Raw genomic sequence first — 20,372 nt, 5'->3', positions numbered from 1 at the left:
TTGAATTTAATGTGTTGGTATTTTGAATGACAAGCAAAAATATACAAGTACTTTTTGTATATTTTTGCTCTAACGAACTAGAGCTTAAGGACTTAAGCTTGGTAGGAAATATGTTTTTTACGATTGTTTACAAAGCAGCTATTAACTACGTTGGAAAATCTAGTGATTTAAATTTAACTTAAACTTCTTGTAATAGCGTAAATACAAAGTTCCATGAGTTTTTCTGGCATTAAACCAATCACTAATAAAGCCAGTGAATTAACGCCCAAGACAATGCGCATATCCACTGGTGCTTCAATTGGGTGATGGTCTACAGGGTCATCGAAATACATCATTTTAATCACTCGTAAATAATAGAACGCACCAATCACCGCCATTAATACGGCAAACACAACTAACCATAAGTAGCCAGCTTGTAACGCGGCTTGCAGTACAGAGAATTTCGCATAAAAACCTAGAGTTGGCGGCACACCAGCCATACTAAACATCACAATAAGCATTAAAAATGCATGCCATGGGCTGCGTTGGTTTAACCCTTTTAGGTCATCTAATTTATCAGCTTCAAAACCTTTACGTGACAGCAACATAATCATGCCAAAACCAGCTAAGGTCATTAATACATAACTCACAATGTAGAACATGGCATAAACAAAACCATTCGTACTAGCGCTCATCAAGCCATACATCATAAAACCGATATGTGAAATGGTTGAGTAAGCCAACATACGTTTTAAGTTGGTTTGCGCAATGGCTGTGATGTTACCAATGATAATGGACAAGACCGCCATGAACATCAGCATCTGTTGCCAGTCGATGGCTAGTGATGGCAATGCTTGAACTAATAGACGAATCACGAATGCAAAGGCAGCTAATTTAGGGACTGAGCTAATCAGCATGGTCATTGCTGTTGGCGAACCTTCATAAACATCTGGCACCCACATCTGGAATGGCACTGCGCCTAGCTTGAAAGCCAAGCCTGAAACGATAAACACCAACCCTAAAATCAACACAGAATGTAATTTATCAGCCCCAATTAACGCACCACTGATTTCAGCAATATTCAAACTACCTGTCATTCCATAAATCATGCTCATGCCGTATAGCAACATCCCCGATGCTAATGCACCTAGAACAAAATACTTCATTGCAGCTTCAGTTGCTTTGGCGTTATCGCGGTCAAGCGCTACCAGTGCATATAAACTTAATGATAATAGCTCTAAGCCTATATACAGCGTGAGCATGCTTTGGCCAGACACCATAATCATCATGCCCACTACTGAAAATAGCGTTAATGCATAAAATTCACCACGATACATATCGCGTTGCTGTATGTATTGGCGGCTATAGACAAAGATTAATGAAGTACCTAAATAAATCATCAGTTTCAACACATCTGACATTGCATCATCAACAAAGCTGTTGGTAAATGCATAGCTAACACTAGGTACATGCGTAGTAAACGTGATGTAAGCCGCAATCAATAATGTAACTTGAGCTAGTAAGTAAATAGCGATGCGATTGGCTGGTTTAAGAAATAAATCTGCCAATAAAATAAACATCGCCATACTTACGATGATGATTTCAGGTAAGGCTGTGATGAGGTCGTAACGAATATTTTCCATGACTTATAAACCTGACGGCAAACCGACAGGTAGCTTGCTTTGCATTAAATGTGAAAGAAGTTGTGTCACTGTAGCATTTGTCATATCAGTGAGCGGCTGCGGGTAAATACCTAATGCTAAGACCATTACAGCTAATATAGCCAAGATCAAGAACTCTCGTTGACACAGGTCTTTAAGTGCCGCTACTTTTGCATTAGCGATTTCGCCATAAAACACGCGTTTCACCATCCATAAAGTATAAGCTGCACCAAAAATCAATGTGAATGAAGCTAAGAACGCATACCAGAAGTTTTCTTGGATAGCGCCAAGAATCACCATAAATTCACCTACGAAGCCTGATGTACCTGGCAAACCGCTATTGGCCATAGCAAACAACACTGCAAAGGCCGCAAAAGTAGGCATGGTATTAGCTACGCCTCCATAAGACTTAATTTCACGACTGTGTACGCGATCATACAAAACACCCACGCATAAGAACATCGCCGCAGAGATAAAGCCGTGTGAGACCATTTGAACTATTGCACCTTCAAGACCTAGGTTGTTGAAGATGAAGAAACCCAATGTAACGAAACCCATGTGCGAAATAGATGAATAAGCAATGAGCTTTTTCATGTCTTTTTGCACCAAAGCTACTAATGCAATATAAACAATGGCTATCAACGACAAAGTAATCATAAAACCAGATAAATAATGTGCTGCATCAGGCGCGATTGGCATTGCAAAGCGTAAAAAGCTATATCCACCAAGTTTAAGTGCAATGGCAGCCAACACGACAGAACCGCCAGTTGGCGCTTCCACATGAGCATCTGGCAACCATGTATGCACTGGCCACATTGGGATTTTTACTGCAAAAGCTGCAAAGAATGCCAAGAAAATCAGTATTTGCACATTAAGTGGCATTTGATAATTGTAGAAATCGACAATTTCAAAACTGTTAGTGTTCATATATAAATAAATGAACGCGACTAACATTAATAATGAACCTAATAATGTGTACAAGAAGAACTTAATCGTGGCGTATACACGGTTTGGACCACCCCAAATACCAATGACTAGAAACATTGGTATTAGCATTGCTTCCCAGAACACATAGTACAAAATCGCATCTAAGGCACTGAATACACCAATCATCAAGCCGCTCATAATGAGGAAGCTTGCCATGTATTGTGCAACGCGTTTCTCAATGACTTGCCATGCGGAAATAATAACGATCACCGTAGTAAAGCTTGTCAGCATAATCAATGGAATAGCAATACCATCCGCACCTAAATGGTAATTAATATGAAAGGCTGGTATCCAGTTGAAGCCTTCTTGGAACTGAAAGCCACCATCAGCAAAATTAAAATGTGTGTATAGCGGAATCGTTACCAAAAAAGCAGCAAGACCACCAATAAGCGCAACCCAGCGAGTTGTGTCTGGCTTGTTATCATTAGAGGTAAACAATACTGCGATACCCGCTAATACAGGTACCCAAATAGAGTAGCTTAGGATATGACTAAAAAAATAGTCTGAGCTAAAGTAATTCAACATTTTTATACTTTATTAAAGAATGTGAGCATTAAAAACACGCCGATAATCATGGCAAATGCATAGTGATAAATAAGGCCTGTTTGCAACTTACGTACGACGCCTGAAAGTTTACCTATCAAATTGGCCGTACCGTTAACCATGGCACCGTCGATAATTTTCACATCACCAATTTGCCAAAGTTTATTACCAATAAAAACTGAGCCTGCTGCAAATACGCGTTCATTAAAACCATCAAAACCATATTTATTCTCAAGTATTTTATTGATAGTAGAGAATTTAATTTGGATAGCTGCTGGAATATCTGGGCGCTTCATATAGAAAAACCAAGCAACCGCAACGCCTGAAGCCGCAAGTAACAATGGCAATGACATTAAACTATGTAAAGCCATGCCTGCAGCGTTATGCATCACTTCATGCCATTCATGTGTAAGCTCATGCATGGCTGGATGCGCTGCAGAATCAACGAATATGATGCCTTTGAAGAAACTGCCGTATAACATAGGTTCGATAGCAAAATAGCCAATCGCTAATGATGGTATTGCCAATAAAATTAACGGCAACTTAATCACCCAACCAGGTTCATGAGGATCATCTGTTGGCGCTAAACCGTGATGGTGATCATGGTCCTTGTGCGCGTCATGTTCATCATCGTGGTGAGCGTCATGTTTAACAACACGCCATTTTTCAGCACCGTGGAACACCAAGAAATATAGTCGGAAGCTATAGAAAGCAGTGACGAATACACCAGCTAACACGGCGAAATAAGCGAAACCGCTACCAGTAATCGTCGAAGCTTTTGCCGCTTCAATAATGCTGTCTTTTGAATAGAAGCCTGAGAAAAATGGTGTACCAATTAACGCCAATGAACCAATGAGCGATGTAATCCAAGTGACAGGCATGTATTTTTTCAAGTTGCCCATATTACGAATATCTTGGTCGTGGTGCATACCCATAATCACAGAACCTGCGCCTAAAAACAGTAAGGCTTTAAAGAAGGCATGCGTCATCAAATGAAATATCGCGACAGAGTAAGCTGAAGCACCTAACGCGACAGTCATATATCCTAGTTGAGATAAGGTTGAATAAGCAACTATACGTTTAATGTCATTTTGGATAATACCCAAGAAACCCATAAACAGCGCTGTAATACTACCTATAATCATCACGAAAGAAAGTGCCGTTGAGGACAACTCAAACAATGGTGACATACGTGCCACCATAAAAATACCAGCAGTCACCATTGTTGCCGCATGAATCAATGCTGAGATTGGCGTTGGGCCTTCCATAGAATCAGGTAGCCATACGTGTAAAGGCACTTGCGCTGACTTACCCATTGCGCCAATGAATAACAAGATACAAGTCACTGTCATCAATGACCATTGCACGTTGCCAATGAGGTTAATTTGCACATCCGCCATTTGGGGTGCTACTGAAAAGACTGCAGCGTAATCTAAGCTACCGAAATGGAACAATACCAAACCTATACCGAGCAGGAAACCAAAGTCACCAACACGGTTCACCAAGAAAGCTTTTAGGTTTGCATAAATAGCCGTTGGACGCGTGTACCAGAAACCAATCAATAAGTATGAAACTAAACCAACTGCTTCCCAGCCGAAGAACAACTGCATAAAGTTGTTGCTCATGACTAGCATCAACATTGAGAAGGTAAATAATGAAATATAGCTAAAGAAGCGAGCATAACCTTTATCTTCATGCATATAGCCGATGGTGTAGATATGTACCATGAGTGAAACAAAGGTCACAACCACCATCATCATGGCTGAAAGTCTATCGATTAAGAAGCCAATCTCAAAAGTGAAGTTACCACTTTTTAACCATGAATAGACTGTTGCATTATAAGGTGCGCTTGTCATTGCATCATTAAGCACATAAACCGATAAAGCGAATGAAGCGCCCACACCTAATATTGTGAGGACATGTGCAGCAGCACGTGGCAATTGCTTACAGAATAAGCCGACTATGATTGCAGCTAATAACGGTAGTAAAGGAATAGCGAGATAAATTTGTTGCATTGTCATTCTTTTCGCTACCCTTTTAAACTATCTAAATCATCTACGTTAATCGTGCGTAGATTTCTGAACAACACAACCAATATCGCCAAGCCAATTGCGGATTCTGCAGCCGCGACCGTGAGGATGAAGAACACAAAAACTTGACCTGCAATATCGTGTAAATAATGTGAGAATGCAATAAAGTTTAGATTGACAGCGAGCAACATTAGCTCAATAGCCATCAATAAAATAATCACATTTTTACGATTTAAAAATATGCCAATCACGCTAATCGCAAACAACAGCGCACCTAAAATTAGGTAGTGAGATAAGCCAACCATTATTTAGCCTCCTGCGTATTAGTTGAATCTTCCGCTTTTTCAACCACTGCATCCATTTTCAAGATACGAAGCCTATCTGCTTTTTTAACCAAGACTTGTTGAGATGGATCTACCGATTTGCTTTCTTTTCTGTCTCGCAATGTCAATGCGATTGCTGCAACAATCGCGACTAACAACACAACTGAAGCTAACTCGAACGGCAGTAAATAATCGGTATAAAGTACACGGCCTAACTCTGCAGTGTTGCTGTAATCGGCTGCATGCGCTGGCGGAGCAATCACTTTATCAACACCAAAGTTGCGCACACCAACAATCATGACCATTTCTACTGCCATTAAACCACCAACAGGTAATGCGACTGGTAGTGCGTTCCAGAAACCTTCGCGTAACTTATCAAGATTAATATCCAGCATCATTACCACGAACAAAAACAGCACCATGACTGCACCTACATAGACTAATACCAGCGCGATCGCTAAAAACTCTGCTTCTAATAGCAACCAAATCCCAGCAGCTGTGAAGAACGCTAGTACTAGATACAAGGCGGCATATACGGGGTTACGGGTAGTAATGACGCTGATAGCCGCGTAAAGCAATACAACTGCTAGCGTATAAAAAACGATGTCTTGAAAATGTAAGCCAAAAAAGGTCATATCGATTCGGTTCTACCTAAACTCTTATATTTATCTAAATTCTTTTTGCTATCTAAATGCTTTATCTTGTGCACGGTCAGCAGCAATTTGCTTCTCATGTTTATCGCCTACTGCCAGCAACATTTCTTTGGTATACAGCAAGTCACCACGTTGTTCACCGTGATAATCAAATACACGCGTTTCAACAATAGAATCCACTGGGCATGATTCTTCGCACATGCCGCAAAAAATGCACTTAGTTAGGTCAATATCGTAACGTGTAGTACGGCGCGTATTATCTTCGCGCTGTTCAGATTCAATCGTAATGGCCATTGCTGGACATACAGCTTCGCACAGTTTACAAGCAATACAACGCTCTTCACCATTTGGATAACGGCGTAAGGCATGTAAACCACGGAAGCGGTTAGATTGCGGCGTCACCTCTTCAGGATATTGCACCGTAATTTTAGGCGCAAAAAAGTAGCGGCCTGTTAACGCCATCCCTTTTAGTAGCTCAACCAGCATTAAGCTAGAAAGCGTTGATTTAATTTTTGCGATCATAAATTTTTTAAGTCAATATCAAGTAAGTTAAATCAAAATAAGTCAAATTAGTGGAATAAGTATGCGTATGGCGTCTGCATCATACCGCCTACAAACACAATCCATACAATGGTAATTGGAATAAATACCTTCCAACCCAAGCGCATAATTTGGTCGTATCTATATCTTGGAAAAGTCGCTCTAAACCATAAGAATAAGAATAATAGAAAGCCTACTTTAGCCAAAAGCCATAAGAAACTATCTGGAATAAATGGCACAGGTGACAACCACCCGCCTAGGAACATGATGGCAGCGAGCATAGATACCAAAATCATGTTGGCATATTCAGCTAAGAAAAACACCGCAAAGGCCATGCCTGAGTATTCCACATGGAAACCCGCAACAATTTCTGATTCACCCTCAGCCACATCAAATGGCGCGCGGTTAGTTTCAGCAACAGCACTAATAAAATAAACGATGAACAAGGGAAATAGCGGCAAGAAATACCAATGCCAAAAACCACCCGCTTGACCCATTACGATTTTGCCTAGATTCAATGTATTTGCACACATCAATACGCCCACCAAGGCAAAACCCATGGCAATTTCGTATGACACGATTTGTGCTGCAGATCGCAAAGCGCCTAAAAAGGCATACTTAGAGTTAGATGCCCAACCAGCAATAATCACCCCATAAACCGCGACTGATGTCATAGCTAATATATAAAGCAAACCAGCATCCACGTTTGCCAAAACCATTGTTGCATCAAACGGCACAACCGCCCATGCAGCAAAAGCTGGTGCAATGGCTAACACTGGACCTAGTAAGAACAAGGTTTTATTAGAGGCTGTAGGAACAACAATTTCTTTAAATAAAAGTTTTAAACCATCGGCAATTGGTTGTAACAAACCAAAATAACCTACGCGATTTGGTCCAATACGCACTTGCATATAGCCAATGACTTTACGTTCAGCTAAGGTTAGATAGGCAACCGCACCCATTAAAGGCGCAACAATGGCAACGATTTTAACTAAAGTCCAAACCGTTAATTGCACTGCTGGCCAGTAGCTACCAAATAGACTTGAACATAGCGCTAAAAATGACGCAATCATGCTCGCGCCTCCGGAACAATTGCATCACCTTTGAGTAATTCAGGAGATAATTTTTCAACAGTAATATCACCCATCAAATCACCCAAACCAATCGTATCTTCATGCGCCGCAGCTACTCGCACACAACCTTTAGCAACATGTTCATCAAGCTTCACGGTAAGCACTGCGCTGCCTTTATCTTGCTTAACTGAAACAAGGTCGCCATCACTCAGGCCTAATTCAGCCAACTGACTCGAACACATGCGAGCCATTGGTTTAATGTTATATTTAGTTTTTTGCAGCGGTGTTGAACGACGCACAATTGGATCAGATTCATATTGCGGCACTTCACCGATACGCTGTAAACCTTCTTGTTTAATGTTAATTTGAATCTCAACTAACTCTTTCAAGTTGTTGTTCAAACTACGCCAAACCACAGCAGACGGTTTTTCACCTTCAAAAGCAGCGTCTTTAACTTGCTCACTGGTTTCATAGTCAAAGCCTCGTAAACCAAGCGTATTTGCCAAAACACGTAAAACCTTCCATGCTGGACGACATTCACCCAATGGCCTAGTTACAGCAGTGAAGCTTTGTACGCGACCTTCCATGCTCATAAATGTGCCTGAAGTCTCAGTAAAGGGCGCTATTGGCAACAATACATCGGCATGTTCTAAAGCTTGAGATTTAAATGCTGTCAACGCAACAACACATTCAGCTTTTTCCATCGCAGCCTTAGCTAAAGCCGCATGCTGACAATCAAGCTCAGGCTCAATATTAACAAGCAAATATGCCTTGCGAGGCACTTCTAACATTGCACGTGCATGCATGCCAGTGCTATTAGGCATCACCCCTAACATATGCATACCAGTGCTATTTGCCGCTGCTGGCAAAATACCGCCTTTAGCGCCTGAAATCCCACCAATAGCCTCAGCCATACTATACATTTCAGTAAACCTTGGATCGCTCAACGCCATATTGCCTAAGAAAATACCGACTTTTGGTGAAATTAAATCATAAGTTTCACCATGCCCAGCCATACTTTCAGCAATCGCTTGGGTATTAGGACGTACTTTAATATCTGATAATAATTGCGTAAGAGTTGGTGGCAAACATAAAGATAGCTTCTGCAAGCCAGACATTGCTTTAAGCACTTGACCAAGCACGTTTACCATGTCGTTTGGACGCACAATCACTTTATGTGCAATATCCATTAAAGGATCATTATCCAGCGGGCTAATAATGGACAGTTCAGCACCATTAGCAACGGCTTTACGGAAACGTTGTGCAAGTAATGGGTGCTCATTACGTAGATTTGAACCAATAATCAAAATACGATCCAGCTCTTCAATTTCTTGAATATTGCAGCCCATCCATGGTGTACCTAAACGTTTGCCATCTAACCTAAAGTCAGTTTGGCGCAAACGGTAATCCACGTTACCACAACCTAAGCCATCAGCTAGTTTCTTAGCTAGATAGCCCTCTTCCATCGTGCTATTTGGTGAGACAAGCACGCCCAATGATTCAGCACCATGCTCATTGGTAATGTCTTTAATCTGACCTGCAGCAAATTCTAGTGCTGTTTTCCAGTCTGTTTCCACCCAATTGCCATTATGTTTAATCATCGGCACCTTGAGGCGGTCTGGGCTATTCAAACCTTCGTAAGAGAAGCGATCACGGTCTGACAACCAGCACTCATTAATGCTCTCTTTTTCACGCGGCAATACACGCATGACTTTATTGTCTTTTACATGCACTTCGATATGCGAACCCAAGCCATCATGTGGTGCAATACTTGGACGGCGTGTCAGCTCCCAGCTACGTGCTGAATAGCGGTAAGGTTTACTAGTGAGCGCACCCACAGGACATAAATCGATAATATTACCTGACAGCTCTGAGTTCACACTCTTATCGACGTAAGCGGTAATTTCAGCATGCTCGCCACGGCCGACCATACCCAACTCCATCATACCGCCGACTTCTTTTAAGAAGCGCACACAGCGCGTACATTGAATACAGCGCGTCATATCGGTGCTGACTAGCGGGCCAATATTTTTGTTGAAAACAACGCGTTTTTCTTCGGTGTAGCGTGAACCACTGGTGCCATAAGCCACAGCAATATCTTGCAAATCACACTCGCCACCTTGATCGCAAATCGGGCAATCAAGTGGGTGATTAATTAACAAGAATTCCATGACGCTTTTTTGGGCTTCAATGGCAGATTTAGAGCGTGTGAAAATTCTCATACCATCAGCAACAGGCGTTGCGCAAGCTGGTAACGGTTTGTTAAATTTTTCCACTTGCACTAAGCACATACGGCAGTTAGCCGCTACGGACAACTTAGGGTGATAACAAAAACGTGGTATAGCAATACCAGCCTTATCTGCGGCATCAATAATGGTGCTACCGTGTTCGACTTCTAACTCTTTGCCATCTATTTCAATATTTAACATTATTGACTTTCTACCATACTCTTACCATGCTGAATATAGTATTCAAACTCTGGTCTAAAATGTTTAATGAAGCTTAACACTGGCGTTGCAGCAGCTTCACCTAACGCACAGATAGTACGACCTGCAATGTTGTTACTTACATCTGTTAGCAAATCTAAATCTTCCATTTTGCCTTTACCGTTAACAATGCGGTCTATCACGCGATAAACCCAACCAGTACCTTCACGGCATGGCGTACATTGACCGCAACTCTCTTCATAAAAGAAATAAGATAAACGATGCAAGGCTTTCACCATACAAGTAGTTTCATCCATCACAATCATTGAGCCAGCGCCTAAGCTAGAGCGCGCTTTACTCAAGCCTTCATAATCCATCGTTGCTGCCATAATGGCTTCTGCAGGCATCACAGGCGTTGATGGGCCACCTGGAATCACGGCTTTGAGTTTACGGCCTTTCCAAATACCACCCGCTAGTTCTAACAACTCACTAAATGGCGTACCCATTTTAACTTCATAGTTACCTGGCTTTTCAACATGCCCAGACACTGAGAATAATTTAGTACCCCCTGAGTTAGGCACGCCCAAGTCAGCAAAAGCTTGTCCGCCATGCTCTAATATCCAAGGGATTGAGCTGTAGCTTTCTGTATTATTGACATTAGTAGGCTTACCAAACACACCATAACTTGCTGGGAAAGGTGGCTTAAAACGCGGCTGACCTTTTTTACCTTCAATTGATTCAATCAATGCAGTTTCTTCACCACAGATATAGGCACCGTAGCCATGTACTGCGTATAAATCAAAATTAAAGTTGGTACCAAGAATATTTTCACCTAAATAACCAGCAGCTTCTGCTTCATGCAAAGCGGCTTCGAATATCTCGTAATCTTGCCAGATTTCACCATGGATATAGTTGTAACCTACACGCGCACCTAAGGTATAAGCGGCAATCGCCATACCTTCAATTAATTGGTGTGGGTTGTAACGAATAATATCGCGGTCTTTAAATGTGCCTGGCTCGCCCTCATCGGAGTTACACACCAAGTACTTCACACCATCAAAGTAGCGTGGCATAAAGCTCCACTTAAGCCCTGTTGGGAAGCCCGCACCACCACGACCACGTAAACCTGATGTCTTTACTTCGGTGATAATATCGGTCGCTTTAGTTTTCTCGGTCACGATACGTCTTAACGCAGAGTAACCACCAAGCTTGATATAGGTTTCTAAGGATGCTGGATTATCTTCTGTGAGCGTACGCAACGTCACTAAGGTTTGACCCTTTAAATCAGTCATCACGACTGGTTTATGAAGCGAGGTTTTATCAACTGCTGATTTACGAGTCACCATTATTTAAGCTCCTCAAGAATCGCATCTACTTTTTCAACCGTTAAAAATTCATGCATTTCAGTATTATTGACGTGCATTAAAGGTGCGCCACCACAACAGCCCATACACTCGCCCTCTTTTAGGCAAAATTTACCATCGGGTGTCACTTCATTAAAACCAACACTTAACTTAGTTTTAAGATGATTAACAATCACATCACTGTCGCGCAACATGCATGAAATATTGGTGCAGATGGTGATTTTGTATTTTCCGACGGGTGACAAGTCGTACATATTATAAAAACTTGCCACTTCCATTGCAGCAATTTCAGGCATGCGCAAGTATTGCGCAATTTCAGTAATACTTTCTTTTGATAACCAGCCACGCTCTGTTTGCACAATACGCAAGGCGCTCATCACTGCCGCTTGACGCTGGTCAGCTGGATATTTGGTCAGTTCGTAATCTATTTTTTCTATAGCTTGTGGGCTTAACATTTTTTATCTATCAGACCTAATTATCTATCTATTTCGCCAAATACAATATCTTGAGTACCAATAATCGCCACCAAGTCAGCAATCATGTGGCCTCGCGTCATCTCATCTAAAGCGGCTAAATGGGCAAAACCGGGCGCACGTATTTTAAGGCGATAGGGTTTATTAGCGCCATCAGACACCATGTAAATACCAAACTCACCTTTGGGATGCTCTACGGCAGCATAAGCCTCGCCAGCTGGCACGTGAAAACCCTCTGTAAACAATTTGAAATGGTGAATCATATCTTCCATGTTGGTCTTCATACCCTCACGATCTGGCGGTGCAACTTTATTATCGCTAGAAATCACTGGACCTGGATTTTTACGCAACCAATCAACGCATTGTTTAATGATACGGTTTGATTGCCTAAACTCTTCCATACGTACCAAATAACGATCGTAGCAATCACCATTCACGCCAACAGGAATATCAAAATCCATCTTTGCGTACACTTCATAAGGCTGTGTTTTACGCAAATCCCAAGCAATGCCTGAGCCACGCAACATTGGGCCCGTCATACCTAATTGCAAAGCCCGCTCTGGGGTAACGATACCAACATCGACGGTACGCTGCTTCCAAATACGGTTGTCCGTCAGTAAAGTTTCATATTCATCGACATATTTAGGAAAGCGGCTGACAAAGTCGTCAATAAAATCTAATAATGAACCCTGACGGTTTTCATTTTGACTTTTAACAGTTTTAGCATTACGCAAAGGTGAGACTTCATATTGCGGCATTTGCGTTGGTAGATCACGGTACACACCACCTGGACGATAGTATGCAGCGTGCATACGTGCGCCAGAAACAGCTTCGTAGCAGTCAAACAAATCTTCACGTTCTCGGAATGCGTACAAAAACACGGTCATTGCGCCCACGTCTAAGGCATGCGCACCAAGCCATAACAGGTGATTGAGAACACGAGTAATTTCATCAAACATCACACGTATATATTGCGCACGGATAGGCACGTCAATACCCATCATTTTTTCAATCGCCATCACGTAAGCATGCTCGTTCGACATCATCGACACATAGTCAAGCCTGTCCATGTAAGGCACTGATTGTAAATAAGTACGGTTTTCAGCTAATTTTTCAGTACCACGATGCAGCAGACCAATGTGCGGATCTGCACGCTGAATTACTTCACCATCCAACTCCAACACCAAACGTAAAACGCCGTGCGCCGCTGGATGCTGCGGACCAAAGTTCATAGTGTAATTACGAATCTCAGCCACGATGCGCTCCTTCATCACGAATTACACGCGGCACATTATTGCGCTCATCAATTGTTACAGGTTGATAGATCACGCGCTGCTGCTCTGGGTCGTAACGCATTTCAACATTACCAATCATAGGGAAATCTTTACGGAATGGATGGCCAACAAAACCATAGTCAGTGAGCAGGCGGCGTAAATCTGGATGATTTTCAAACATGATACCGAACATATCAAACGCTTCACGTTCAAACCAATTAGCGACCGACCACACGTCGACCAAAGTCGGCAGAATAGGGAAATCTTCGTCTTGGGCAAACACACGCAAGCGCACGCGATGATTGAGTGATACAGAAAGCAGATGACAAACTACTGCATAGCGCATGCCATCATAAGCACCATCACCATAAGCCTGATAATCCACACCACTTAAATCGATTAACTGCTCAAACTTTAAGGTCGCCTCATCACGTAACAATTGGCAAACCGCCAAATAATCCTGGGCTTTGCATTCAATCGTGATTTCATCTAGCGCAACAACATGCTTAGTGATTTTTTCGCCCATTGAAGCTTGCAAATCGCTTAATAATTGATCTAATTTTGCTGACATATTTTTCTTTTAGCTCGCACTATCTCGCAATGGTATTAGTACGTTTGATTTTATTTTGTAGCTGGATAATACCGTATAGCAATGCTTCAGCAGTTGGCGGGCAACCTGGTACGTAAACATCAACAGGTACAATGCGGTCGCACCCGCGCACCACAGCATAAGAGTAATGGTAATATCCGCCGCCGTTGGCACACGAGCCCATTGAGATCACCCAACGCGGCTCAGCCATTTGGTCATACACTTTACGCAGCGCTGGTGCCATTTTATTGACAAGCGTACCAGCCACAATCATCACATCTGACTGACGCGGGCTTCCGCGAAAAACGATACCAAAACGGTCTAAATCGTAACGTGAAGCACCTGCGTGCATCATTTCTACCGCACAGCACGCCAAACCAAAGGTCATTGGCCACATTGAACCAGTACGTGTGTAATTAATCACCGTATCCAGCGTAGTTGTGACAAAACCTTTTTCTAAAATACCTTCAATACTCATGACTTACACAGTCCCGCTCTGAGGTTTAATCCCATTCCAAGGCACCTTTCATCCACTCGTAAATAAAGCCGATTACCAACACACCCAAAAATATCATCATGGCAATAAAGCCAAATAAGCCTATTTCCTGCAATACAACCGCCCAAGGGAATAAAAAGGCAATTTCCAAATCAAACAAAATAAATAGGATAGCAACAAGGTAGTAGCGAACATCAAATCGCATACGAGCATCTTCAAACGCTTCAAATCCGCATTCGTAAGGAGAGTTTTTTGCAGCATCCGGCTTATGTGGTGAAACCAATAAACCCAATACCAGTGGCCCAACGCCAACCGCCAAGCCCACAAGAATAAACATCAATATCGGAAAGTAATTTTCTAACACTTACCAGCCCCAAACTCAATTTCTAAAAACCAAACTACAAAAAAAACGAAACAGACAGGACATGTCACCCGCCCGAATGAAAGTTGCACCTCATACTTACATGCTATTCATGACATCATAATTACAAACACCAGTGCAATTAGCACTCAACTCATCAATTTAGGCATTGCGGCTCTATATTTGCTTAAAACTAAGAACGAAAAAACGCAAAAAAATACCGCCAATTAATCACCAACACTTGCAATCATAAAATCGAAAACGTTTTTTAGATTTTTTATATGTTGTTATTTTACTAGCACTTCAACCAGCAATCGAAAGCGTTTTTATTATAGCAAAAAAACGACTAAAACATCTGCTGTTATTGCTTGTTTAAACACTTTATCCTTGCTCACATACATGGCGCAAGCAATCATAATGATAGTTTAGGGATAAGTTGCTTATCGCTTAGCACTTTCAATCAATCAAACCTAATAGTAATTACAGTATTTAAGTAAATACTTTAAGCTGAAATGAACGCTTGAAGTTAACCTCTTTAGTAAAAAACGAACCGAGACGTTAACTTAATAGGCACTAGGCATGTCCAGCTTATTACGTTCAATATTTTCTACCACTCCAACCAACGATTTAAGCCAGCACTTAACCATGCCCTTTAAACTTAAGCTAGTCCAAGCAGCCGAAATAACTGCTTGAGAAAATAAGCAACTAACGCTAATGCCATTACACTGGCAGCCCATATAAACACAAACCAGCCCAGCCTTTTAAGCCAACACTTGTTTTCTAGATTGGAAGTTCCCATTAATGATACCCATCTTCTGCGCGCACTTTGCCTCTAAATACATAATAAGACCAGGCAGTATATATAAGAATAATAGGAATAATAATCACCGTACCGACCAAGGCAAAACGTTGACTTTCAATAGGCGCCGCTGCTTGCCAAATACTGATATCTGGCGGAATAATATTAGGCCACACACTAATCCCCAAACCTATGTAACCTAAAAATATAATACAAAGTGAGTAAATAAATGGTGATAACTCATGCTTATGCTCAATGGCTCTGCTTAGCTTCCACATGGTTAATGCCACCAAAATGGGCATAGGAGATAACCATAGAATGTTAGGCATTGTAAACCACCTGTGAGCAATCTCTTGATTAGAAAGTGGCGTCCAAATACTAATTACGCTGATATTAAATAAAATTAACCACGATAGTTTTTTTGCTAGTTCACGCATGCGTGATTGCAAGGATTCATCAGTTTTCCATATCAGCCAGCAGCAACCAAGCAGGCTATATGCAATCACTACCCCCAATCCTGCAAATAACGGGAATGGTGCTACCCATGCGAAAGCACCTGCGGTGTATTCGCCATTTGTTAGTTTAATGCCATTAATATAGGTGCCTAATGTGACACCTTGAAAGAAGGCTGCAACAAATGAACCTCCAAAGAAAGCTTTATCCCAAATGTGCCGCTCAACATCTGGGGCTTTAAATCTAAACTCAAAAGCAACTCCTCGAAAGATTAAACCTAAAAGCATTAAAATTAACGGCAAATACAAGGCGCTTAAAAGTACCGCATATGCACGTGGAAAAGCGGCAAATAAACCTGCACCACCAAGCACCAACCAAGTCTCGTTGCCATCCCAGACTGGCGCTACGGTATTCATCATGACATCACGATCTTCACGCTTGGGCACAAATAGATAGAGCATGCCAATACCTAAATCAAAGCCATCCATCACCACATACATCATCACACCAAAAAAGATGATAGCTGCCCATACTATTGTAATATCGATAGACATTAACTTCTCCCGCCAAACTCTGAGGCAATCGCTACTGGCAACCTGATATTATCGTGCCCGATAGGTTCGTCGCCCTCATGGGTAACTGGCGGTTTACGAATCAGTCGCAATACATAAGCAACACCAATGCCAAAAACAAAAATATAGACAAAAACAAAAAGTGCAAGGGATAGCGCAAGAGTGCTGACATCATGAAGTGAAACAGCATCTTTTGTGCGCATAACCCCGTAAACCACCCATGGTTGACGTCCAGCCTCTGTTGTAATCCAGCCAGCCAAAATAGCAATTAAACCTGTTGGGCCCATTAAAGTAATGGCCCATAGAAAGATTTTCGATGTGTATAGTTGTTTTTTATAGCGAAGGTATGCACTTGCTAGCCCTGCCAATAGCATCGCTGAACCCAAGGCAACCATAATACGGAACGACCAAAATAAAACATTCACGTTAGGTCGGTCTTCAACCGCAAAATCTTTTAGTCCCTTAATTTGGCCATTCAGGCTGTGCGTTAATATTAAACTTGAAACATGTGGTATTTCGATTGAAAAAAGATTTTTTTCTTGTGTTTGGCTAGGTATAGCAAATAGCACTAGCGGCATGCCTTTATCAGTTTTAGCTTCAGATAACTTTTCCCAATGCCCTTCCATGGCAGCAATTTTAGCAGGCTGATATTCTAGCGTGTTTAGACCGTGCATGTCCCCTGCCAAAATTTGCAGCGGCGCTACAAACATCAACATCCACATACTCATTGATAACATTACTCGGCCTGCGTCCGTATCTTGTTTACGCAATATTTGCCATGCCGCTGAAGCACCAACAAAAAGTGACGTAGCTAAGAAGGCTGCCATTGCCATGTGAACTAATCGGTAGGGAAAAGAGGGATTAAAAACAATAGCCCACCAATCGGTTGGTATCACAATATTATTGACAATAGAAAAGCCTTGAGGAGTTTGCATCCAGCTATTAGATGCGATAATCCAAGTCATGGAAATAAGAGTGCCTACAGTTACCATCAGTGTGGCAAAAAAATGTAAGCCACGCCCGACTCGGTTCCAACCGAACATCATCACGCCTAAAAAGCCTGCTTCCATAAAAAATGCCGTGAGCACTTCATATGCAAGTAGCGGCCCTGTTACACCGCCTGCAAATTCAGAAAAACTACCCCAGTTAGTACCAAACTGGTAAGACATTACCAAACCTGACACCACCCCCATACCAAAAATGACACCAAATATTTTTAGCCAATAATGATATAAATCCTTGTAAACCTGCTTACCTGTTTTGAGCCAGAAGCCCTCAAGAACAGCCAAATAGCTGGCTAAACCAATAGTGAGTGCAGGAAAAACTATATGAAAGGAAATGGTGAATGCGAATTGAACTCTAGCAAAGTCCAGTGCATTGAACCCTAAAATTGTTTCTTGAGCTGTTAACATATCAATCCGCTTCTATTAGCACATTAAATGACCCAAATAGTCATTGATCTTTATCATTTTCGTGCTGATATGATGACATATTTTAATAGAAGTTCACGCACATCTTTTAATTAATTAATGCTAAAAAATAATTTGAAATTAATTGCACTTTTGATAAATTCAGCGGTCATTAAGAAGGTAGTTTTTCAATTAATAAAGGTAAATTTAAAATGTTAAATATTAAAAGCAGTATTGTACTTTTGGGCATTACTAGTAGTCTATTTGCTAATGTAGCATTTGCTGGCACTTGCGATGTAAATGTTGAAGCAACCCCTGCAATGGCGTTTAATGTTAAAGAAATCGCAGTGCCAAAAACTTGCAAAGAAATCACATTAAACCTTAAAAACACGGGCACCATGGCAAAAGCTGTCATGGGGCACAACATTGTCATATCGAAAACTACAGATATGCAATCGGTACTTGCAGATGGGAGCACAGCTGGTTTAGCGAATAACTACGTGAAGCAAAATGACGAGCGCGTGATTGGTCATACTAGCGTCATTGGAGGGGGAGAAACAACTTCTGTAAAAATTAAATTATCCAATGTTAAAGCGAGTGATGGTTATTCATTTTATTGTAGCTTTCCTGGACATGCATCAGTGATGAAGGGAGTTTTTAAACTAATATAATTAAAGCTAGCTTTATTATATTAATTTAAAGGCGATTTTTACATCGCCTTTATTTTTTCTTGGAAAAATTTATGACTTTAGCTCAAATTCACTAAAATTAAACAGCTTATTTATGTCATTCGTGGATGATATATAACTACTTAATATGGCGCAGGAGTATGCCTAAGTATAAAAGATTGATTCGGCAGACAGGTCAAAACTAGCAAATAAATAATGGAGCTTTGTTGTTATCCACCATCAAACCCATTCGCATTGTAATATTGCAAGCTAGCGCCATGGTTAAATCAGGATACTTGGCTAATTGAATTTTCTTTGGCTTATCATGACCCTAATTATGCAAATGCAAGTATTCGCTGAAGTTCGAATACATAAGCAAAATAAGCTCTTGCCATCTCACAAGACACATTCTTTTTCTTTAGGCAAGCTGCCTAAATTATCAGCGCCTCTGACAAGTCAAACTTAAGGTTTAACGTGTGAAATTTTAAAAAAAATTTAGATATGTTTTGTAAGGAGATTGAACAAAATGACTTACCAACTTTCGGATAGTACTTTTGATACTAGAAGATTGAATTAGTGAGGATTTGAGGTTATTTAATACTACTTGAAACTAACTACTGGTGCGACGGAGAGACCCAAACATCGCCACCAACCCATTGCCAGCACTTGCATCCATGAAATCGAATAGTTTTTTTATACATATTTTTATACGTTTTTTATTTCACTGGCACTTTAACTGCCATTCGAAAGCGCAGTCATTAATAGCAAAAAACGATTAAGAATATCTGCTGTTATTGTCTGTTTCAAAACTTTCTCTCATCCAGCAACTTTCACAACATACAACTAAAGAGCGTGAGGAGTAACCTCGTCGATCTGTAGATTTGACTAATGCTGATTATTAATGGACTGCTTATAGTGGCATCAATCATAAAGCAATTAGTTATTGTCTTGGTCATTTGATGTAAGCATCTAATATTACATAATCAGTCGCTTAGTCGAAATTAGTTGCTTGTGACATTGATCGTCTACCAATGCTGAGTTTACTACTTTTATTCTCACAAATGATTAAATTATGAGTGACTAATTTGCAAATTATTGAGCGGACTTTTACAAGTGATTGCTAGGTAGCTCATATACTAAAATACGCAATGAACTACAAATTAAAAGTTAGAAGCTAATATTAAGCCATTAGAGGCTTGCTCTCTGCATAAGCTTTTCTAAATTTACATCCAAAGCAGAAGCCAGCTTCAACAAGGTGAGAATCGCAACGTTATTGTCACCCCTCTCAACTCTCCCTACATAACTTCGGTCCACTTCTGCCAAAAGTGCCAGTTTTTCCTGAGAAATATTTCTCGACTGTCTAATTTCTCTAATTGCTAGTCCAAGCGCCAGAAGCGCAGGATCTTGTCGGTTTTTAGAAAGGTTTGGCATGCCCTGATTATTCAGCTATGATGCACAGTAAGCCACGGTACATGTACCTTTAAACTGCACTTCACGTTTGAATACAAAAAATATTAACTATCTCTAATGAAAATTAGGTAGTACATGATATTTGGCATAACTAGCTAGGCTAATAGCGAATTTAGTAAACAATTTAAAAAGGGAGAAATATGAAAAAAGTGTTGAAATGGGTTGGAATCATTATTGGGCATCTCTAAAAATCCACCATAATTTTGCAAACTGAGACTATGTGTGGCTA

General features: G+C 41.0%; 19 protein-coding genes. 1 reads left to right on the top strand and 18 read right to left on the bottom strand.

The window, feature by feature from the left end; translation table 11 throughout:
- Window positions 1–173 precede the first annotated feature (173 nt).
- The 17 genes from nuoN to PSU78_RS08965 form a co-directional block, all read right to left on the bottom strand.
- Window positions 174–1,622, bottom strand: a complete 1,449-nt coding sequence (gene nuoN / locus PSU78_RS09045; RefSeq protein WP_300387226.1) for an NADH-quinone oxidoreductase subunit NuoN — start codon at window positions 1,620–1,622, stop codon at window positions 174–176.
- 3 nt (window positions 1,623–1,625) lie between these two features.
- A complete protein-coding gene (locus PSU78_RS09040) occupies window positions 1,626–3,152 on the bottom strand; it encodes an NADH-quinone oxidoreductase subunit M (RefSeq protein ID WP_300387224.1) in 1,527 nt (508 codons plus the stop codon).
- A 2-nt stretch (window positions 3,153–3,154) separates the two neighbouring features.
- Window positions 3,155–5,191, bottom strand: a complete 2,037-nt coding sequence (gene nuoL, locus PSU78_RS09035; RefSeq protein WP_300387222.1) for an NADH-quinone oxidoreductase subunit L — start codon at window positions 5,189–5,191, stop codon at window positions 3,155–3,157.
- Between the two features lie 8 nt (window positions 5,192–5,199).
- On the bottom strand, window positions 5,200–5,505 hold the full coding sequence (gene nuoK / locus PSU78_RS09030; RefSeq protein WP_013148450.1) for an NADH-quinone oxidoreductase subunit NuoK: 306 nt from the start codon (window positions 5,503–5,505) through the stop codon (window positions 5,200–5,202).
- Window positions 5,505–6,158: an NADH-quinone oxidoreductase subunit J gene (locus tag PSU78_RS09025; RefSeq protein ID WP_300387220.1), complete on the bottom strand. Its 654-nt coding sequence runs from the start codon at window positions 6,156–6,158 to the stop codon at window positions 5,505–5,507. Before PSU78_RS09025 ends, nuoK begins: the two co-directional genes overlap by 1 nt.
- 48 nt (window positions 6,159–6,206) lie before the next feature.
- The gene (nuoI, locus tag PSU78_RS09020) at window positions 6,207–6,698 is read right to left on the bottom strand and encodes an NADH-quinone oxidoreductase subunit NuoI (RefSeq protein WP_300387218.1); all 492 of its coding nucleotides are present in this window, start codon (window positions 6,696–6,698) and stop codon (window positions 6,207–6,209) included.
- A gap of 47 nt (window positions 6,699–6,745) precedes the next feature.
- Window positions 6,746–7,789: an NADH-quinone oxidoreductase subunit NuoH gene (gene nuoH / locus PSU78_RS09015; RefSeq protein ID WP_300387216.1), complete on the bottom strand. Its 1,044-nt coding sequence runs from the start codon at window positions 7,787–7,789 to the stop codon at window positions 6,746–6,748.
- A complete protein-coding gene (gene nuoG, locus PSU78_RS09010) occupies window positions 7,786–10,218 on the bottom strand; it encodes an NADH-quinone oxidoreductase subunit NuoG (protein ID WP_300387214.1) in 2,433 nt (810 codons plus the stop codon). The genes nuoH and nuoG overlap by 4 nt, the downstream gene beginning before the upstream one ends.
- The gene (gene nuoF, locus PSU78_RS09005; RefSeq protein ID WP_300387382.1) at window positions 10,218–11,507 is read right to left on the bottom strand and encodes an NADH-quinone oxidoreductase subunit NuoF; all 1,290 of its coding nucleotides are present in this window, start codon (window positions 11,505–11,507) and stop codon (window positions 10,218–10,220) included. Before nuoF ends, nuoG begins: the two co-directional genes overlap by 1 nt.
- A gap of 53 nt (window positions 11,508–11,560) precedes the next feature.
- Window positions 11,561–12,034: an NADH-quinone oxidoreductase subunit NuoE gene (gene nuoE, locus PSU78_RS09000; RefSeq protein ID WP_300387212.1), complete on the bottom strand. Its 474-nt coding sequence runs from the start codon at window positions 12,032–12,034 to the stop codon at window positions 11,561–11,563.
- Window positions 12,035–12,054: 20 nt separating this feature from the next.
- Window positions 12,055–13,308 carry an NADH-quinone oxidoreductase subunit D gene (locus tag PSU78_RS08995; protein ID WP_300387211.1) on the bottom strand — a complete coding sequence of 418 codons (1,254 nt, stop codon included), beginning with the start codon at window positions 13,306–13,308 and terminating at the stop codon, window positions 12,055–12,057.
- Entirely contained in the window at window positions 13,301–13,897 is a 597-nt protein-coding gene (locus tag PSU78_RS08990) for an NADH-quinone oxidoreductase subunit C (protein ID WP_300387209.1), read from the bottom strand. Before PSU78_RS08990 ends, PSU78_RS08995 begins: the two co-directional genes overlap by 8 nt.
- 19 nt (window positions 13,898–13,916) lie before the next feature.
- On the bottom strand, window positions 13,917–14,393 hold the full coding sequence (locus PSU78_RS08985; RefSeq protein WP_013148459.1) for an NADH-quinone oxidoreductase subunit B family protein: 477 nt from the start codon (window positions 14,391–14,393) through the stop codon (window positions 13,917–13,919).
- A gap of 25 nt (window positions 14,394–14,418) precedes the next feature.
- The gene (locus PSU78_RS08980) at window positions 14,419–14,775 is read right to left on the bottom strand and encodes an NADH-quinone oxidoreductase subunit A (RefSeq protein WP_300387206.1); all 357 of its coding nucleotides are present in this window, start codon (window positions 14,773–14,775) and stop codon (window positions 14,419–14,421) included.
- A 655-nt stretch (window positions 14,776–15,430) separates the two neighbouring features.
- On the bottom strand, window positions 15,431–15,571 hold the full coding sequence (locus PSU78_RS08975) for a DUF2474 domain-containing protein (protein ID WP_300387204.1): 141 nt from the start codon (window positions 15,569–15,571) through the stop codon (window positions 15,431–15,433).
- Window positions 15,571–16,578: a cytochrome d ubiquinol oxidase subunit II gene (gene cydB, locus PSU78_RS08970; RefSeq protein WP_300387202.1), complete on the bottom strand. Its 1,008-nt coding sequence runs from the start codon at window positions 16,576–16,578 to the stop codon at window positions 15,571–15,573. The genes PSU78_RS08975 and cydB overlap by 1 nt, the downstream gene beginning before the upstream one ends.
- A complete protein-coding gene (locus tag PSU78_RS08965; protein ID WP_300387200.1) occupies window positions 16,578–18,008 on the bottom strand; it encodes a cytochrome ubiquinol oxidase subunit I in 1,431 nt (476 codons plus the stop codon). The genes cydB and PSU78_RS08965 overlap by 1 nt, the downstream gene beginning before the upstream one ends.
- Before the next feature lie 209 nt (window positions 18,009–18,217).
- On the opposite strand from PSU78_RS08965, the gene azu reads away from it, so the two are divergent.
- On the top strand, window positions 18,218–18,676 hold the full coding sequence (gene azu / locus PSU78_RS08960; protein WP_300387198.1) for an azurin: 459 nt from the start codon (window positions 18,218–18,220) through the stop codon (window positions 18,674–18,676).
- A 1,185-nt stretch (window positions 18,677–19,861) separates the two neighbouring features.
- Here the strand turns inward: azu and PSU78_RS08955 are convergent.
- Window positions 19,862–20,104: a helix-turn-helix transcriptional regulator gene (locus PSU78_RS08955; RefSeq protein WP_300387196.1), complete on the bottom strand. Its 243-nt coding sequence runs from the start codon at window positions 20,102–20,104 to the stop codon at window positions 19,862–19,864.
- Window positions 20,105–20,372 lie beyond the last annotated feature (268 nt).

Origin of the sequence: Methylotenera sp., from assembly GCF_029945705.1 — a bacterium.
Lineage (GTDB): Bacteria > Pseudomonadota > Gammaproteobacteria > Burkholderiales > Methylophilaceae > Methylotenera.
The sequence above is the reverse complement of the archived record's forward strand: the minus strand, read 5'-3'. Positions and strand labels throughout refer to the sequence as shown.

What these genes read in the sequence shown, in the direction of transcription:
- PSU78_RS08990 (WP_300387209.1), bottom strand. Translation starts at nt 13,897, where the DNA reads ATGTCAGCAAAATTAGATCAATTATTAAGCGATTTGCAAGCTTCAATG.
- nuoG (WP_300387214.1), bottom strand. Translation starts at nt 10,218, where the DNA reads ATGTTAAATATTGAAATAGATGGCAAAGAGTTAGAAGTCGAACACGGT.
- azu (WP_300387198.1), top strand. Translation starts at nt 18,218, where the DNA reads ATGTTAAATATTAAAAGCAGTATTGTACTTTTGGGCATTACTAGTAGT.
- nuoK (WP_013148450.1), bottom strand. Translation starts at nt 5,505, where the DNA reads ATGGTTGGCTTATCTCACTACCTAATTTTAGGTGCGCTGTTGTTTGCG.
- nuoN (WP_300387226.1), bottom strand. Translation starts at nt 1,622, where the DNA reads ATGGAAAATATTCGTTACGACCTCATCACAGCCTTACCTGAAATCATC.
- cydB (WP_300387202.1), bottom strand. Translation starts at nt 16,578, where the DNA reads ATGTCTATCGATATTACAATAGTATGGGCAGCTATCATCTTTTTTGGT.
- nuoI (WP_300387218.1), bottom strand. Translation starts at nt 6,698, where the DNA reads ATGATCGCAAAAATTAAATCAACGCTTTCTAGCTTAATGCTGGTTGAG.
- PSU78_RS08965 (WP_300387200.1), bottom strand. Translation starts at nt 18,008, where the DNA reads ATGTTAACAGCTCAAGAAACAATTTTAGGGTTCAATGCACTGGACTTT.
- PSU78_RS08955 (WP_300387196.1), bottom strand. Translation starts at nt 20,104, where the DNA reads ATGCCAAACCTTTCTAAAAACCGACAAGATCCTGCGCTTCTGGCGCTT.
- PSU78_RS08985 (WP_013148459.1), bottom strand. Translation starts at nt 14,393, where the DNA reads ATGAGTATTGAAGGTATTTTAGAAAAAGGTTTTGTCACAACTACGCTG.
- nuoL (WP_300387222.1), bottom strand. Translation starts at nt 5,191, where the DNA reads ATGACAATGCAACAAATTTATCTCGCTATTCCTTTACTACCGTTATTA.
- nuoE (WP_300387212.1), bottom strand. Translation starts at nt 12,034, where the DNA reads ATGTTAAGCCCACAAGCTATAGAAAAAATAGATTACGAACTGACCAAA.
- nuoH (WP_300387216.1), bottom strand. Translation starts at nt 7,789, where the DNA reads ATGATTGCGTCATTTTTAGCGCTATGTTCAAGTCTATTTGGTAGCTAC.
- nuoF (WP_300387382.1), bottom strand. Translation starts at nt 11,507, where the DNA reads ATGACTGATTTAAAGGGTCAAACCTTAGTGACGTTGCGTACGCTCACA.
- PSU78_RS08975 (WP_300387204.1), bottom strand. Translation starts at nt 15,571, where the DNA reads ATGGGAACTTCCAATCTAGAAAACAAGTGTTGGCTTAAAAGGCTGGGC.
- PSU78_RS09040 (WP_300387224.1), bottom strand. Translation starts at nt 3,152, where the DNA reads ATGTTGAATTACTTTAGCTCAGACTATTTTTTTAGTCATATCCTAAGC.
- PSU78_RS09025 (WP_300387220.1), bottom strand. Translation starts at nt 6,158, where the DNA reads ATGACCTTTTTTGGCTTACATTTTCAAGACATCGTTTTTTATACGCTA.